This is a genomic window from Thiohalorhabdus sp. Cl-TMA (assembly GCF_041821045.1).
GTDB classification, from domain to species: domain Bacteria; phylum Pseudomonadota; class Gammaproteobacteria; order Thiohalorhabdales; family Thiohalorhabdaceae; genus Thiohalorhabdus; species Thiohalorhabdus methylotropha.
In genome coordinates this window covers 292326-306496 of record NZ_JBGUAW010000003.1, presented here as the reverse complement: position 1 = coordinate 306496, position 14171 = coordinate 292326, and the positions used below count along the sequence as shown (strand labels likewise).

The 14171-nt window shown below is 69.5% G+C and carries 14 protein-coding genes; 7 read left to right on the top strand and 7 right to left on the bottom strand.

The features are described from left to right. Positions 1-47 precede the first annotated feature (47 nt). Together ACERLL_RS05835 and rimI are read left to right on the top strand one after the other, a co-directional pair. Positions 48-407, top strand: coding sequence for a DUF488 domain-containing protein (locus ACERLL_RS05835; RefSeq protein WP_373655129.1), 360 nt, complete (start codon positions 48-50; stop codon positions 405-407). Between the two features lie 55 nt (positions 408-462). Continuing rightward, entirely contained in the window at positions 463-927 is a 465-nt protein-coding gene (gene rimI, locus ACERLL_RS05830) for a ribosomal protein S18-alanine N-acetyltransferase (protein WP_373655128.1), read from the top strand. 21 nt (positions 928-948) lie between these two features. Here the strand turns inward: rimI and ACERLL_RS05825 are convergent, their stop codons facing one another. Next, positions 949-1614 (bottom strand): class I SAM-dependent methyltransferase, encoded by a 666-nt coding sequence (locus ACERLL_RS05825; RefSeq protein ID WP_373655127.1) that lies wholly within the window; start codon positions 1612-1614, stop codon positions 949-951. Positions 1615-1747: 133 nt separating this feature from the next. On the opposite strand from ACERLL_RS05825, the gene ACERLL_RS05820 reads away from it, so the two are divergent. From ACERLL_RS05820 to ACERLL_RS05810, 3 genes are all read left to right on the top strand, one after another. Beyond that, on the top strand, positions 1748-2470 hold the full coding sequence (locus ACERLL_RS05820) for a TIGR04219 family outer membrane beta-barrel protein (RefSeq protein WP_373655126.1): 723 nt from the start codon (positions 1748-1750) through the stop codon (positions 2468-2470). A gap of 26 nt (positions 2471-2496) precedes the next feature. Further along, entirely contained in the window at positions 2497-3357 is an 861-nt protein-coding gene (locus ACERLL_RS05815; protein WP_373655125.1) for a patatin-like phospholipase family protein, read from the top strand. A 61-nt stretch (positions 3358-3418) separates the two neighbouring features. Beyond that, positions 3419-4129, top strand: coding sequence for a hypothetical protein (locus ACERLL_RS05810; RefSeq protein WP_373655124.1), 711 nt, complete (start codon positions 3419-3421; stop codon positions 4127-4129). 74 nt (positions 4130-4203) lie between these two features. On the opposite strand, the gene ACERLL_RS05805 is transcribed toward ACERLL_RS05810, so the two are convergent. Further along, the gene (locus ACERLL_RS05805) at positions 4204-4347 is read right to left on the bottom strand and encodes a DUF3096 domain-containing protein (protein ID WP_373655123.1); all 144 of its coding nucleotides are present in this window, start codon (positions 4345-4347) and stop codon (positions 4204-4206) included. A gap of 90 nt (positions 4348-4437) precedes the next feature. Here ACERLL_RS05805 and ACERLL_RS05800 point away from each other — a divergent pair, with 90 nt between their 5' ends. Continuing rightward, positions 4438-5724 carry an aminopeptidase P N-terminal domain-containing protein gene (locus ACERLL_RS05800; protein ID WP_373655122.1) on the top strand — a complete coding sequence of 429 codons (1287 nt, stop codon included), beginning with the start codon at positions 4438-4440 and terminating at the stop codon, positions 5722-5724. 20 nt (positions 5725-5744) lie between these two features. Here the strand turns inward: ACERLL_RS05800 and ACERLL_RS05795 are convergent, their stop codons facing one another. Genes ACERLL_RS05795 through ACERLL_RS05780 form a run of 4 tightly spaced genes read right to left on the bottom strand, consistent with a single transcriptional unit; the run spans position 5745 to position 9134 of the window. Beyond that, positions 5745-6350 (bottom strand): LEA/WHy family protein, encoded by a 606-nt coding sequence (locus ACERLL_RS05795; protein WP_373655121.1) that lies wholly within the window; start codon positions 6348-6350, stop codon positions 5745-5747. Then, positions 6347-7714 (bottom strand): NAD(P)(+) transhydrogenase (Re/Si-specific) subunit beta, encoded by a 1368-nt coding sequence (locus tag ACERLL_RS05790; protein WP_373655120.1) that lies wholly within the window; start codon positions 7712-7714, stop codon positions 6347-6349. Before ACERLL_RS05790 ends, ACERLL_RS05795 begins: the two co-directional genes overlap by 4 nt. Further along, entirely contained in the window at positions 7711-8004 is a 294-nt protein-coding gene (locus tag ACERLL_RS05785) for an NAD(P) transhydrogenase subunit alpha part 2 (RefSeq protein ID WP_373655119.1), read from the bottom strand. Before ACERLL_RS05785 ends, ACERLL_RS05790 begins: the two co-directional genes overlap by 4 nt. Then, positions 8001-9134: an NAD(P) transhydrogenase subunit alpha gene (locus ACERLL_RS05780; RefSeq protein WP_373655118.1), complete on the bottom strand. Its 1134-nt coding sequence runs from the start codon at positions 9132-9134 to the stop codon at positions 8001-8003. Before ACERLL_RS05780 ends, ACERLL_RS05785 begins: the two co-directional genes overlap by 4 nt. A 629-nt stretch (positions 9135-9763) precedes the next feature. On the opposite strand from ACERLL_RS05780, the gene ACERLL_RS05775 reads away from it, so the two are divergent. Beyond that, positions 9764-10279, top strand: a complete 516-nt coding sequence (locus tag ACERLL_RS05775) for a hypothetical protein (RefSeq protein WP_373655117.1) — start codon at positions 9764-9766, stop codon at positions 10277-10279. Positions 10280-10590: 311 nt separating this feature from the next. Here ACERLL_RS05775 and ACERLL_RS05770 read toward each other — a convergent pair whose 3' ends face one another. After that, on the bottom strand, positions 10591-14085 hold the full coding sequence (locus tag ACERLL_RS05770) for a pyridine nucleotide-disulfide oxidoreductase (RefSeq protein ID WP_373655116.1): 3495 nt from the start codon (positions 14083-14085) through the stop codon (positions 10591-10593). Positions 14086-14171: the final 86 nt, after the last annotated feature.

Here is a 14171-nt window from a genome sequence, read left to right as displayed (position 1 = left end):
CCCTTTTCCTCCCCGCAATGCTGGCCCGGCCGGCAAAGGAGGGGCCCATGGGCGAATTCCGCCTCAAGCGCATCTACGAGACCGCCGAGCCCGGCGACGGCCAGCGCATACTCGTGGAGCGGATCTGGCCCCGCGGCATGCGCAAGGACGAAGCCCGGCTGGACGACTGGCTCAAGGAAATCGCGCCGAGCCCGGAGCTGCGCAAATGGTTCGGCCACGACCCGGAGAAGTGGCCGGAGTTCAAGCGCCGCTACCGGAAAGAGCTCGCCGGACGCCCCGGCCTGCTGTCGGACCTGCGGGAGCGCGCCCACTCCGGGCCGGTCACCCTGCTGTTCGCCACCAAGGACACCACGCACAACAGCGCCGTGGCGCTTCGCGAGGTACTGGAGGAAGAGGATTTCCGCTGAACGGACGCAGACGCCCCCCGCCCCGCCGGGGCCGGGAGAATGCCGCTTCCGCGCCATGGGCATCGCCGACCTGCCCGTGGTGGTGGTCAACGAGGCCCGCTGCCACTACTCCGCCTGGAACGCAGACATGCTGCGGGCCAGCCTGGGCTCCGGCTACCGCTGCCGGGTCCTGGAGGTGAACGGCGAGATCGCCGGCCACGCCATCCTGAGCGTGGCCGGCCCGGAGGCGGAGATCCTGAACCTGTGCATATGCACCAGCCTCCGCGGCCACGGCCTGGGCCGGGCGTTCCTGCGCCACCTCTTGCACACCGCCCGCGACGCCGGGGCCGAGGACGTCTTCCTGGAGGTGCGGGTCTCCAACGGCCGGGCACGGCGGCTCTATGAGACCGAGGGCTTCCAGCAGATCGGCGAGCGGCCCGATTACTATCCCGGCCCCCGGGGCCGCGAGGATGGCCTCGTGCTGGGCCGCCGCATCGCCGAAGGCCCGCTCCCCGAGCCCTTCGAGACCTGCCTGGCCTGACCGCCGCCCCGCGGTGTCTCCCTAGAGCGTACCCGCCACCAGCAAATGCCGGTCGCTCACGGCCTCCACCTCCAATCCGTCCAGACCGGCGGCTTGGAGCTGGGTCCGCACCTCTTCGGGCGTGAACGCGGCGAGCAGGGAGTTGTGGAAATCGGTGCGGAGCTGCTCGGGCTCGCCGGCCGCGTACTCCGCCACGATCTCCGCCGCCCGCTCCCGGCTTTCGGGGCGCCGCAGATCCATGACGTAGACGGCGGCGCCCGGTCCCGCCACCCGCTTGATGGCCTCCCAGAGGTCGGGCCCGTGATGGAGGTGGTGGAGCAGGCTGTTGGAAACCACCGCGTGGATGGCCTCGGACCGGGGCTCCAGCGCCTGCAGGGTGCGCTCCACCAGGGTAATGCGGGATTCCTCCGGCGCGCCGGAAACGGCCCGCCGCGCCAGGGCGAGCATGGCCCCGGAGCCGTCCACCGCCTCGACCCGCGCGCCGGGCAGGGCCCGCGCCAGGCGCAGCGGGATATCCCCGGGGCCGCAGCCAAGATCCAGCAGGAGCGGACGGCCGTCCGCCAGCGCGGGGAAGCGCCGCTGGAAGTCCGCCACGAACCCCGCGTTCACCGCCTCGAAATCGGCATCGGCGTAGGCCCGCGCCTGTTCGGGCTCATCCATCAGCTCCGGCTCGGGGATCCGATCCATGGCCTCCTGTCCCCTTAGTCTCGGTGTCCGTCCGGCGTACGCGGACCGGATGTGAAGAGATTCATGCCTCCCGCCCGCGGCATCTGATAGGCTTGGGCCCCAATATAACGCGCTGCAAAAGGGGAACCCAGCAATGGTTCGAATCCGCACGCTAGTCACCGCCGCCGCGCTCTGCCTGACGGCCGGCTCCGCACATGCCCTCCCCCTCGTGGACATCGAGGCGGGCGCCCGCTACTGGTACGCCAATCCCGGTGGCGAGATGGCCTACAACGGCCGCGACCTGGACGTCCAGGACGATCTGGGCTTCGAAAAGGAATGGACGCCGAGCTTCTACGCCCGCGCCGCCATCCCCTTCGTCACCCTGGAGGTGGAGCACACCGACCTCTCCTACACGGGAAGCACGGGCGACCGCAGCTTCACCTTCGGCAACCGGAACTTTACCGCCTCCGGCCAGGACACCAGCTTCGACATGACCATGCTGCACGGCAGCGCCATGTTCTCCGTGCCGCTGCCGGTGGTGGACATCGGCCTCGGCCTGGGCGCCACCCGGCTGGACGCCGAGGGTAAGGTGGGTAACGAGACCGCCACCGCCGAGGTTACGCTGCCCGTGGCCAAGGCCGAGGCGCGCGTGGACTTCCCCCTGATCCCCCTGATCGCTGTAGTGAAGGCCAACGGCATCGGCTACGACGGCAACAACTACCGGGATGTCACCGCCGAGATCGGCTATCAGATGGGCCCTCTGCAGATCCGCGGCGGCTACCGGGAGGTGGGCCTCAAGTACGATGACAACAGCAGCGACCTGGTGATGGACGCCCAGTTCAGCGGTCCCTTCGGCGGCCTCACCCTGGCCTTCTGATCGGGCCCGCGGCCCCGGGGAGCGGATTGCCCGAAACGCGCGCGCCCGGAACGGCCCCCGGAATCACCCTCGCCCTAGGCGGCGGCGGTGCCCGGGGGCTCGCTCATGCGGGGGTCCTGGCCACGCTGGCCGACGCCGGGATCCCGGTGCGGGCCGTGGTTGGAACCAGCATCGGCGCCGAGATCGGCGCCTTCTACTGCGTGGGCCTGGGCCCGGACCGGATCGAGGACATGGCCCGGGAAATGGACTGGATGGCCACCTTCAAGCTCTTCTGGCCGAGCCTGGAAGGAGGCGCGCTCACCTCCGGGCGCAACATTGAATCCTACCTGCGCGAGCGGCTTGGGAAGGCCACCTTCGCCGACTGCGACCCGCAGCTGCGGGCGGTGGCCACCGATATGGTGCGCGGCGACGAGGTGGTCCTGGACGAGGGCGGGCTCGTGGAGGCCGTGCGGGCCAGCATCGCCCTGCCCGGGCTCATCAAGCCTTTCCGGGTGAACGGCCGGCTTCTGGGAGACGGCGGGCTGGTCAATCCGCTCCCCGTGGACGTGGCCCGGCGGCTGTTCGGCGGACCGGTGGTGGCGGTGGCCGTCCATCCGGGCGCCCTGGGCCGGGAGGAGCAGCCCGACGACCCGGACCCCTTCCACGAGCCGCAGGAAGAATCCAGCGGTCCCGCCCTCATCAGCAACCTGCGCCGCGCCGTACAGATCACCCAGGCCCAGCTGGTAAGCTGGCGGGTAGCGGCCAGTCCGCCCGACCTCACCCTCAAGCCCGTGGTTCCGGGCATGGGCACGCTGGAATTCTACCGGGGCCGCGAGGCCCTGGAGGCGGGCCGGCAGGCCGCAATGGACAACCTGGACCGCATCCAACGCCTGGTGGAAACGGTCTAAGCCTTACCGGCGCCCTTCGGGGCGCACCCTGTACGATCCGCAAGCCCACGGGAGCCGTTCCATGGTTTTCGATAGCAGCATGCCCACCGCCCGCAACCGGTTCGTCCAGGCGGGCACGGCCATCACCGAGGCCTACGAGCGCTCGGACCTGGCCACCGGCGAGCAGGTGACCCCGCCGGACCTGGTGGAGGCCATCCGGCAGCTCCTGGAGATCCTGGAGCGCAACCCCGCCGACGACCCGACGCCGCCCATGCAGGAGGAAGGGGAAGCCGAGAAGATCGGCAACCATGCCATGAACTTCCTGCACGATCTGGGGGTGTACAGCGAGCGCCTGGAGCTTCCGGACACCACCGCCGAGCTGCAGCAGGTGGCCATCGCCGTGGCCATGTGGCTGGCCTCCTGGAACGCCTCCATCCAGCACATCGACATGGTGGTCAACGGCCTCGGCCTAGTGGCCAATCAGACCGCGGACGCCGAGGAGCTGCGCCGCATCCGGACCATGATGCAGCGGGTGGCCGACCACGCCAGCGCCGACATCAAGGCCGACCTGGAAACCGCCAACCCCCACCGGGCGTGGCGGATCCTGCTGATGAACGAGGGGATCGTGGCGGTGCGCGGGCAGGATCCCGAGGGCATCCGGCAGGCGTTCGATCAGCTGCAAGAACGATTGCCCGACGACGCGGCGGCCTTCTTCGCCGAGGCGGCCAAACAGGTCCAGCAGGACGAATACCCCGCGGAGGTGGCCGAGGTGGTGCGCGGCTACGCCGGCTAGGCCGAAGGCGCTCCGTCCGCGAACGCGTGGGCCGTCCAGTCCCGAACGGCGTACGCCCCGCCCGTCCGGCGAACCTACGTGATGTTCAGCAGCTCCAATACGGCAATGGCCACCAGATAGGCACCGATAATCCGGGTTCCCAGCTTGGCGGGCACAACGAGGGCGGCCAGGCCGGCAACCAGGGCCAGCAGCGGCTCGAGCTGGATATAGATATTCATGTCCTGTCCTCTCGGGCTGTGAAGCGCGGGGCCAATAGTACGCCACCTGTCCCGGCCGGGCCATGGTCGGCATAACGGAAGGTATCAGCCATGGACAGACAGATATTCGCGCAGCGTCGTGAGCGGCTCATGGAGCGCATGGGGGGCGGGGTCGCCATCCTGCCCAATGCCTCGGTGAGCCTGCGCAACCGCGACGTGGAATACCCGTTCCGCGCCAACTCGGACTTCCTCTACCTCACCGGCTTCACCGAACCGGACGCCGTGGCGGTGCTGGTCCCCGACCATCCGGAGCACCGCTACCTGCTCTTCGTGCCCCCCAAGGACCCCGCCAAGGAGGTCTGGACGGGTATCCGCGCCGGCGTGGCGGGAGCTGAACGGGACTACGGCGCCGACAAGGCCTACTCTCTGGAGGAGCTGGACGACGTCCTGCCGGAGCTGCTGGCGGACCGGGAGCGCCTGTACGTGCATTTCGGGCGTGACAGCGCCTTCGACGCCAGGGTCACCGGCTGGCTCAACGCCACCCGGGCCAAGGAGCGCGCCGGGGTGCGCGCCCCGGGGGAGCTGGTGGACGTGGAGGACCTGCTCCACGAGATGCGCCTCATCAAGGGGCCCGAGGAGCTGGATCGCATGCGCGAGGCCGCCCGCATCTCGGCCGAGGCCCACCGGCGCGCCCAAGAGGTCTGCCGGCCGGGCATGTCCGAGTACCAGATCCAGGCGGAGATGGAGTACGTCTTCCACTACAACGGCGCGGAGCGCCCCGCCTACCCCTCCATCGTGGCCGGCGGGGCCAACGCCTGCGTCCTGCACTACACGGAGAACCGGGCACCGCTCAGCGACGGCGACCTGCTGCTCATCGACGCCGGCTGCGAGGTGGAGGGCTACGCCGCGGACATCACCCGCACCTTCCCGGTGGGCGACGCGGTGACCGGCGCCCAGCGCGAGGTCTGGAACATCGTCGCCGAGGCCCAGAAGACCGCCATCGACGAGGTGCGTCCGGGCCGGACCTTCGACGATTACCACCAGGCGGCGCTACGCGTCCTGGTTCGGGGCATGGTGGACCTGGGCCTGCTGGAGGGCGAGGTGGACGGCCTCATCGAGCGCGGCGAGTTCCGCGATTTCTACATGCACCGCACCGGCCACTGGCTCGGCCTGGACGTCCACGACGTGGGCCGCTACAAGGTGGCCGCCGACCACTGGCGGACCCTGGAGCCGGGCATGGTCCTCACCGTGGAGCCGGGCATGTACATCCCGCCGGACGCCGAGGACGTGCGTCCGGAGCTGCGCGGAATCGGCGTCCGCCTGGAGGATGACGTCCACGTAACCGACGGCGAGCCCGAGAACCTCACCGCCGCGGCCCCCAAGGCGCTGCCCGCCTGACCCGCCCGGCGGCTCCGCTCCTACTCACCCGCCAGGATGGGGGACAGGGCGCGGCGCCAGGCCGGCAGGGTCTGCGCGCCCGGCTCCGCGCCGCCCTTGCCGTTCAGGTCCACGGCACCCGACCGCTCGAAGGGCAGCACGGCGGAGGAGCCGGCCAGACGCACCTGGCCGCTGAGCCGGTATTCCAGCATCTCCGGGGAATTCCGCCGCCAGCGCTGGATCCGGTTGAAGCTCGTCAGCAGGGTGCTGGTAATAGGCACGGGTACCACCCGCTCGCCGAAGGCGGGCACCTCCATCCCACGGTCCGTGGCGCCGGAGGCGAACTCCTCGCCATTCAGGGCCAGCTGGTAATCCAGCCCCGCGATGGGCAGGGCGAAGCCGTTGGGATTGCGCACCCGGACGGCCACGATGAAGCGCTGCTCGATCAGGGACAGCTCGGCGGCCTTCAGGCTCACCACCGAGACCCGCGGCGGGTCGGCGTTCAGCAGCTTCACGGACGTGCACCCCGCGGCCAGCCCGAACAGGGACGCCGCGGCCAGGCAGCAGGCGGCGGAGCGGAAGCCCCAGCCGAGGCCCCGCACCGTACGGCACGGCCCATCGGCCGGCTTCCGCTCCGCCCCGCTCATGCCTGCTTCAGGGCCTGCACCAGATCCGAGGCCCCTTCCAGGGCATCCCGGAACAGGATGCGGGTGTTGTCGGCGGTGAACAGCGGGTTCTCCACCCCGGAGAAGCCCTGGCCGCTGCCCCGCTTGATTACTATGGCGTTGGCGGCCTCGTCCACGTTGAGAATGGGCATGCCGTAGATGGGACTGTCCGGCATGTTGCGGGCGGAGGGATTGACCACGTCGTTGGCACCGATCACCAGGGCCACGTCCGCCTGGGCGAACTCCGGATTGATGGTCTCCAGATCGGCCACCAGATCGTACGGCACCCCGGCCTCGGCCAGCAGCACGTTCATGTGGCCCGGCATCCGGCCCGCCACCGGGTGGATGGCGAACTTCACCTCCACGCCGCGCTCCTCCAGGCGCTGCACCAGCTCCCAGACCTTGTGCTGGGCCTGCGCCACCGCCATCCCGTAGCCGGGAACGATGATCACCTTGCGGGCGTAGCCGAGCTGGATGCCCGCGTCCACGGGCTCGATCCCCTTGAGCATCCCGCCCTCCTGCGTGGCCGCCGCGTCGGCCTCCGGGGATCGGAAGCCCGCGCCCACCACCTGGAACACCGTGCGATGCATGGCCCGGGCCATGAGCAGGGTAAGCAGGGTACCGGCGGCGCCGACCACGGTCCCGGCGATGATCATGGCCGGGTTGCTGAGGAGATAGCCTTCGAAGGCCACCGCCAGGCCGGTGGCGGCGTTGTACAGGGAAATGACCACGGGCATGTCGGCCCCGCCGATGGGCATGGTCAGCAGGACCCCGAGGGCCATGGCCACCCCGAAGTAGGCGGCCAGCACGGGATCCGTCTGTACCCCGGCCATCAGGGCGATGCCCAGGCCCAGCGCGAATACCGCGAGCAGGCCGTTCACCAGCGGCATGCCGGCGAAGCGCAGGGGTCGCCGCATCCAGCCCTGCAGCTTGGCGAAGGCCACGCCGCTGCCGGTCAGGGAGACGGTACCGATCAGGGCGCCCAGCACGCCGAGCACCAGCGGCGCGCCCCCCGTCGCCGAACCGCCCACCAGCTCCACGGCGGCGATGGCGCCGGCGGCGCCGCCGCCCATGCCGTTGAACAGGGCCACCCCCTGGGGCATGGCGGTCATGGGCACCTGCCGACCGTAGACCGCCGAAAGGACACCGCCCAGCACCAGAGCCAGAAGCATCAGCCCGATGTTGCCGGTGCCGGTGTGGATGAAGGTGACGAGCACCGCCAGCACCATGCCCACCCCTACCCAGACCAGGCCGCGATGGGCGGTCCGGGGCGAGCTCATGCCGCGCAGGCCGAGGATCAGCAGTACCGCGGCCACCAGATAGCCGCTCTGGAGAACGTAGCTCATTCCCGGCCTCCCTGGCTGTGCTTGAACATGCGCAGCATCCGTTCGGTGACCACGTAGCCGCCCACCGCGTTCATGGCGGCGAGCAGCACGGCCACGAAGCCCAGCGCCTGCCCGGCCAGCGAATCCGCGTGGCTGAGGGCGACCATGGCGCCCACCACGACGATGCCGTGTGCGAAGTTGGCCCCCGACATGAGCGGCGTATGCAGGGTCTCCGGAACCCGGCTGATGATCTCGTAGCCGGTGAACGCGGCCAGGATGAAGATATAGAGCGCGACGAAGCCTTCGATCAAGTTGCACCTCCTTCCACCCGCTCGCGGACGGTTTCGGGGACTACGCTGCCTTCCCGGGTGAGCACGGTCTGGGCGACCACCTCGTCCTCCCAGTCCGGGGCCCACTGCCCGTCCCGTACCAGCAGGTCCAGGAAATTGGCCAGATTGCGGGCGTACATCTCGCTGGCGTGAACGGGCAGGCGGCCCGGGACGTTGCGCGGCCCATAGACCAGCACCCCCTCGTGGCGCACCGTCTCCCCGGCCTGGGTGCATTCGCAATTGCCGCCGGTCTCGGCGGCCAAGTCCACGATCACCGATCCCGGGCGCATGGCCGTCACATCCGCCTCCCGCACCAGGATCGGCGCTTTTCGGCCCGGCACCGCAGCCGTGGAGATCACCACGTCCATGTCGGCGATCCGGTCCGCCAGGAGCTCCTGCTCCTGGCGCTTCTCCTCCTCGGTGAGCTCCCGGGCGTAACCGCCCTCCGCCGAGGCGCCCACGCCAAGCTCCAGGAAGGTGGCCCCCAGAGAGGCCACCTGGTCCTTGGTCTCGGGCCGCACGTCATAGGCGGACACCGAGGCGCCGAGCCGATGCGAAGTGGCGATGGCCTGCAGGCCGGCGACCCCCGCGCCGAGCACCAGGACCTTGGCCGGCCGCACGGTCCCGGCGGCGGTGGTGAGCATGGGGAAGAACCGGGGCGCCAGGTCCGCGGCCATCAGCGCGGCCTTGTATCCGGCGATGCTGGCCTGGGAGGAAAGGGCGTCCATCGCCTGCGCCCGGGCCACGCGGGGCACCAGCTCCATGGCGAAGGCAGTGACCCCCCGATCGCGCAGCCGCGAAACCCGCTCCGGGCTGCCCAGGGGATCCAGGAGTCCCAGCACTGCCGTCTCCGGACCGAGCAGATCGATCTCCTCCAGGCTCGGGGGCTGGACCTTGAGCAGCACGTCCGCCTCGCGGTACAGGTCCTCCCGCTCCTCCACCATCCGCACGTCGTGGTAATCGCCGTCGGCGAAGAAGGCTCCGGCCCCCGCCCCCGGCTGCATCCGCACTTCCATCCCACGGCCGATGAGCTGTCTAGCCACATCGGGAACCAGAGCCACTCGGTTCTCGGTCTCCGTGGTTTCCTTGGGTACCCCAAGCGTTACGGCCATTCACTACCCCCTCAGAAATACGCCCTGGTCCCCCAACTAAGACACCAAACCCCCTGTCCGGTCAAATCAGCGGACGCTATACCCCCATTATTCCGGGCCTTGTCCGAAACCGACGGACCCGCCCGGAGACCGGACGCTGGGGGAATTCCGGTTCCCGAGCTCTCCCCCAGGTCGGGACTGGGCTGTCCCCTATTGGCACTTCGCCTGCAAACCATAAGCATCATTTTCGAGAACAAGCCGTGGCCGCGGGCGGTCAAGGCGCTGTGGTGGCATGTGCGCACATGGGACAGGCCGGGAGCGGGCCTTCCAAAAGCGGGAGGCCCTACAGGGCCGGGCCCGCTCGTCCCGGGGACGGGGGAGAGCTGCGGCGGGGAGAACGTGGGCGAGGTCCGGGAAGTGGTGGCCAGCAAGCAAGGCCAGCAGGTGGGCATGGCCCTGGCCATAGGCGGTTTCCTCGGCTTCGGCGGCCAGGAGGTCTTCGTCCCGGTTGAGGAGCTGAAGAAGCGGGAGCCGTACAAGGCGAAGAGGTTCCGCATTCCGTCCGCGGGACGGGAGCGTCCTCCACCGCTTGGCAGCTCCCCCGGAGACATGGGAATACATGGAGAAGGCCCATCGCCACGGACGCTTCCATGCCGCCTATTCGTTTCATCGCCTGTCTCGCCGGCGGGATCACCCTTTCCGGCGCCGGCCCGGTCCCGGCCACCACCGCGGACGCCGACCTGTCCGCCCGAGCCGGCACCTTCGTCTGCGGCGGCAATTACCGGTCGCCGGACGTCTCCGCTCTCTGGACCATCCGCAACATCAGCGCCTCCCGGGTCCTGCACCTGAAGCGCATGCGCCTGTACGCGGCCAGCGGCAGGCTGATCTACGACTCCCGGCAAAGCGAGGCGCCCCCCGCCTTCACCAACGTGGACTTCGGGGACCTTCAACCGCATCAGACGGTCCAGCTCCGCACCCAGGAGCTGGGCAACGCCGGGCTCCTCCCCCGCTTCCTGGAAAGCGGCGAGCGGCCGCTACAGGCCGTCTTCGATTGGGAATCCCGCTCCGGGGAGCCAATGCGCATCCCGCTGGCGATCTACACCCGGGTGGGGCCGGGCGGGACCCGGCATGCACTGAGCTGCCGTACAATCGAGATAAAACAGTAAAGCCCCGCCGAGTAAAACGGGCCAAACATACTGATAACCGGACTCGCCGTTCCTATCCACGCCCCCGCATGGGGGGCGACCGCTCTACCTTAAGTCACTGGCCAGGCGGGGAAAAGCAGGCGTCGTGCGCGAACCTCGGGCCACATCGCGGCCGGAAAAGCGCTCAAACCAGCAGAAAAAACTAGATGTTTGATTTTCAGGGGACCTTTCCGCGTGCGAACCCCCCGGGAGATCCCTGGTCGCTTGGGGTTCGCGCCGGAAAAAGGCCATAAGAAGGCCATACGAAAGCCCGGCGTGCTGGTCCTCAAGCCCTACTCTCCCTCAAGGAGGTGATTGAGCCACAGATCGGCCATCATGTCCGGGAGCCGGTTCTGGGTCTGGCGGGCCCAAAGGTTCTCCAAATCCAGGGCCAGGAGGGGCTGGTCCTGCTCCGCGCAGGAGAACACGGTCTGGGTACGGCGGCCCGTCTCCGGGTCCACCTGCCACTGCAGGCACTGCGAGCACACGCCCTTGAGCATGCACTGCATGGGGCTGCCAGCGGTGCCCTGGATCTCCACCCCTTCCCGGAAATACGGCGCCAGGGCCCCGTCCGGGGAAAGGGCCTGCTGCATGCCGTAGAGCAGTCCGGTGGAGCCCATGACCAGCACCTCGTCCACCTCTCCCAGGGGCAGGTGGGGTGCCTCGGGGCCGCTCAGCTCGCCGTCGCCATAGCGGCGAATCAGGTCCACCGCGTCCCCGGTGGAAACGCTGATGTCCTGTGGCCGGCTCGCGGGGATGGGCTCGCCGTCGGCGGTGGCCCAGACGATCTGGTCCGTGGCCGCCTCCAGCTGCTCCCGGTAATACGGCTCCTCGGCCCGGCGGAAGGCGCCGAAATAGATCACCCGATTGCCGGCCGCGCGCAGGGCGGGGCCCAGGGCCAGCATGACCGCCGCCCCCCAGCGCCCGGCCACCACCATGATGGTCTTGCCCGAGCCCATCTCCGTGGGCGCGCCGGTGGGGCCCATGAGCACCAGGGGATCGCCGGGCTTGAGACGCGCCGACAGGCGGCCGCCGATGCCGCCCTTGAGCACGAACAGGCGCATCAGGTCCCCCTCCACGCCGGCGCCGCTCACCGTCTGCAGCGGCACCTGGAGGCGCGTGTCCGCCACCTTGGGCACGTGGCTCTCGAAGGTCTGCATGCGGAAGAACTGCCCCGGCCGGAAGTTGCGCGCGGCCATGGGGGCGCGCACCCGCAGCTCCACCACTGCCGGATGACTGGCGTCCATCGACGAGACCCGCGGGGCGAGCATGTATTCCATGCGCTCCCGGAAGGCCCGATACGCCACCCAGTCGGCTTCCACCGGCCCCTGGTCGCGCAGGGCGGTCATGACGTGGGGATAGGTGCGCAGCCCGGAGGCGATGGCATTCACCACGCTGCCCGAGAAGGCGGGGTGGGTATCGCCGAGGAAGGTCATGTACCGGCCGTCGGCCCGATAGGAGGTGAACGGCCCGAACTCCTCCTCCTTGCAGTGCTGCGGCGTATCCACCGCCTGGAGCTCGTGGCGGTGGTGGACGTAGGGCCGGTAGTGGTTGTCCTCCAGCTCCGCGGTGCCGGGATGCTCCCGCTCGTAGATGGTGTTGGGCACGGTTCCGGCCGCCACGAAGATACCCCGCGCCGGCAGCTCCACGTCCTCCGGCACGGAAAGGGGCTTGCCCTGGGGGTCGCGCCGGCGCCGGAACTGCAGGGACTGCACGTGCCCGAAGCGGTCCAGGACGGCGTGGATGGGCTCCAGGCGCTCCTCGAAGTAGATACCCTCCTCCAGCGCCTTGACCACTTCCTCGTGGTTGCGCTTGTAGGAGGGGGACTCGTTCATGGGCCGGCGATAGGCCACCGTCACCCCGCCCCATTCGCGCAGCAGGGGCAGGAAGTCCGGCTTGCGCCCCTCCGCCGCGGCCCGCTCGCGCTCCGCCCGCACCGCCCGGCCGTGGGCCAGGAGCTCCTCCAGGATGCCGGCGTTCTCCTCGTCCAGCTTCTCCCAGAGGGACTCCTCGCCGTAGACGGCGGCCAGGCGCTCGTGGCGGTCCAGGGCCTTCTCCACCTGCTGGATGTAGTAGGCCTGCAGCTCGGTGGCGGTGTCGATGGCGGTGAGGCCGCCGCCGATCACCACCGCCGGCAGGCGCACCTGGAGGTTGGCCAGGCTCTCCTGCTTGGCGGCACCGGTGAGCTGCAGGGCCATGAGGAAGTCGTTGGCCTGGCGCATGCCCCGCGCCAGGCTGTTGCCCATCTGGATGACCCGCGGCAGCCCAGCTCCGCTGGCGTTGCAGACGTGATGGAAGCCCAGGGCCCAGGCGTCCTCAAGCGTCAGGGTGCCGCCCAGGCGCACGCCGCCGAACACCTGGAAGGTCTCCCGCCGCGCCAGGGTCAGGTAGATGAGCTTTAAGAAGTTCTTGTCCCAGCGCACCGTGATGCCGTACTCGGCCACCCCGCCGAAGCCGTAGTTGATGCGGCGGTCCAGGGGCTCCTCCAGCTCGGCGTAGTCACGGATAGGGCGGTCGCGGAACTCCTCCGGCAGGGGCTCGATCTTGAGGCCGTCCACCCCCACCACCGCGCAGCCCTCCATGGTCAGGTGGTGGGCCATGGTGAAGCCGGCGGGGCCCATGCCCGCCACCAGCACCTTCTTGCCGTTGTAGGCCTTCTGCACGTACTGCTCGTGGCGGAGGGGATTCCAGCGGGTGAGCAGGTCGTACACCTCCACGCCCCAGGGCAGATCCAGGACATCCGTGAGCACCCGGGTCTCGATCTGCGGGACATTCACCGGCTGCTGCTTCTGGAAGATGCAGGACTTCATGCAGTCGTTGCAGATGCGGTGCCCGGTGGCGGGCACCATGGGGTTGTCCACCATGGCCGTCGCCAACGGCGCGATGGTGTAGCCGTCCCGCTTGAGGAGGTCCATCTCGGAGATCTTCTCCTCCAGCGGACAGCCGTGCAGCGTGTTGCCGATGGCGCTCACCTTGAAGCCCAGCTCCGGCTGTCCCTTCTTCTCGGGAAAGCCCTTGGAGCAGAAGTCGCCGTCGTGGTCGTGACAGTAGATGCAGTAGTTCACCTCCCCCTGGGCCTCTCGGGCGGACATGCGCGGATCGGTGAGCTCGAAGCCGTCCCGCGCCCGGAAGCGGCCGGGGGACTCCACCGCGTTGGGGGACTTGTCCGTGGCCTTGCGTACCGGCACCAGGTGGTCCACGTCCACCCGGTCGGGGGTGCGGAAGCTCACCCAGTCGCCGGTGACGGCCCGGCCCTCTTCCGTCTCGCGGGCGCGCACCGCCCAGGCCGCCAGCCGGTCCAGCTCCGCCTTGTTGGCCTTGCGGTCCGCCGCCAGGGCCACGGTGAGCTCGCCCACCGCCAGCTCGCGGTCGGCGCGGTCGATACCATGCGCCTTCAGCCGATCGTCCAGCCAGGCATCCAGGTCGGCGAAGTCCTCCTCCACCTTCCCCCACAGGCGCTTGGTGCGCTTTTGCACCACCTCCTGCTGAAAGGCGAAGGGGGGATTCTGCGCCGCCGTGGCCACGCCGGCCTCCCGGGTGGCTGCGTCGATGCCGAACAGCGCGGCGATGAAGGCCTCCACGTGCGGGGCGAGGTCCAGCAGGAGCTGGCTGTGCTCCAGCGCGGGCGGCGTGCTCGCCGCCTGGCGGAAATCCACCAAGCGCCGCAGCAGCTCCGGGTCCTGCTGCTCCAGGTGCACGCGGAAACGCTCGTCCAGGCGCTGCAGACCGGCGGGTCCGCGGAGGTCGTTATAGGAGAGTCCGTCGAAACGGATGGGATCGTCGCTCATGGGATTCCTACCAAAGGGGTGCGTGTTCGGTCACGGCACTTCGAACGGGTATCCCACTTTGGTGCAGGATGCCGAGCCAGGGAAGG

Bases quoted from the DNA above. Each gene is read 5' to 3' on its own strand.
- ACERLL_RS05775 (WP_373655117.1), top strand. From the start codon at position 9,764: ATGCCGCCTATTCGTTTCATCGCCTGTCTCGCCGGCGGGATCACCCTT.
- ACERLL_RS05790 (WP_373655120.1), bottom strand. From the start codon at position 7,714: ATGAGCTACGTTCTCCAGAGCGGCTATCTGGTGGCCGCGGTACTGCTG.
- ACERLL_RS05770 (WP_373655116.1), bottom strand. From the start codon at position 14,085: ATGAGCGACGATCCCATCCGTTTCGACGGACTCTCCTATAACGACCTC.
- ACERLL_RS05780 (WP_373655118.1), bottom strand. From the start codon at position 9,134: ATGGCCGTAACGCTTGGGGTACCCAAGGAAACCACGGAGACCGAGAAC.
- ACERLL_RS05810 (WP_373655124.1), top strand. From the start codon at position 3,419: ATGGTTTTCGATAGCAGCATGCCCACCGCCCGCAACCGGTTCGTCCAG.
- rimI (WP_373655128.1), top strand. From the start codon at position 463: ATGGGCATCGCCGACCTGCCCGTGGTGGTGGTCAACGAGGCCCGCTGC.
- ACERLL_RS05795 (WP_373655121.1), bottom strand. From the start codon at position 6,350: ATGAGCGGGGCGGAGCGGAAGCCGGCCGATGGGCCGTGCCGTACGGTG.
- ACERLL_RS05835 (WP_373655129.1), top strand. From the start codon at position 48: ATGGGCGAATTCCGCCTCAAGCGCATCTACGAGACCGCCGAGCCCGGC.
- ACERLL_RS05800 (WP_373655122.1), top strand. From the start codon at position 4,438: ATGGACAGACAGATATTCGCGCAGCGTCGTGAGCGGCTCATGGAGCGC.
- ACERLL_RS05820 (WP_373655126.1), top strand. From the start codon at position 1,748: ATGGTTCGAATCCGCACGCTAGTCACCGCCGCCGCGCTCTGCCTGACG.
- ACERLL_RS05825 (WP_373655127.1), bottom strand. From the start codon at position 1,614: ATGGATCGGATCCCCGAGCCGGAGCTGATGGATGAGCCCGAACAGGCG.
- ACERLL_RS05805 (WP_373655123.1), bottom strand. From the start codon at position 4,347: ATGAATATCTATATCCAGCTCGAGCCGCTGCTGGCCCTGGTTGCCGGC.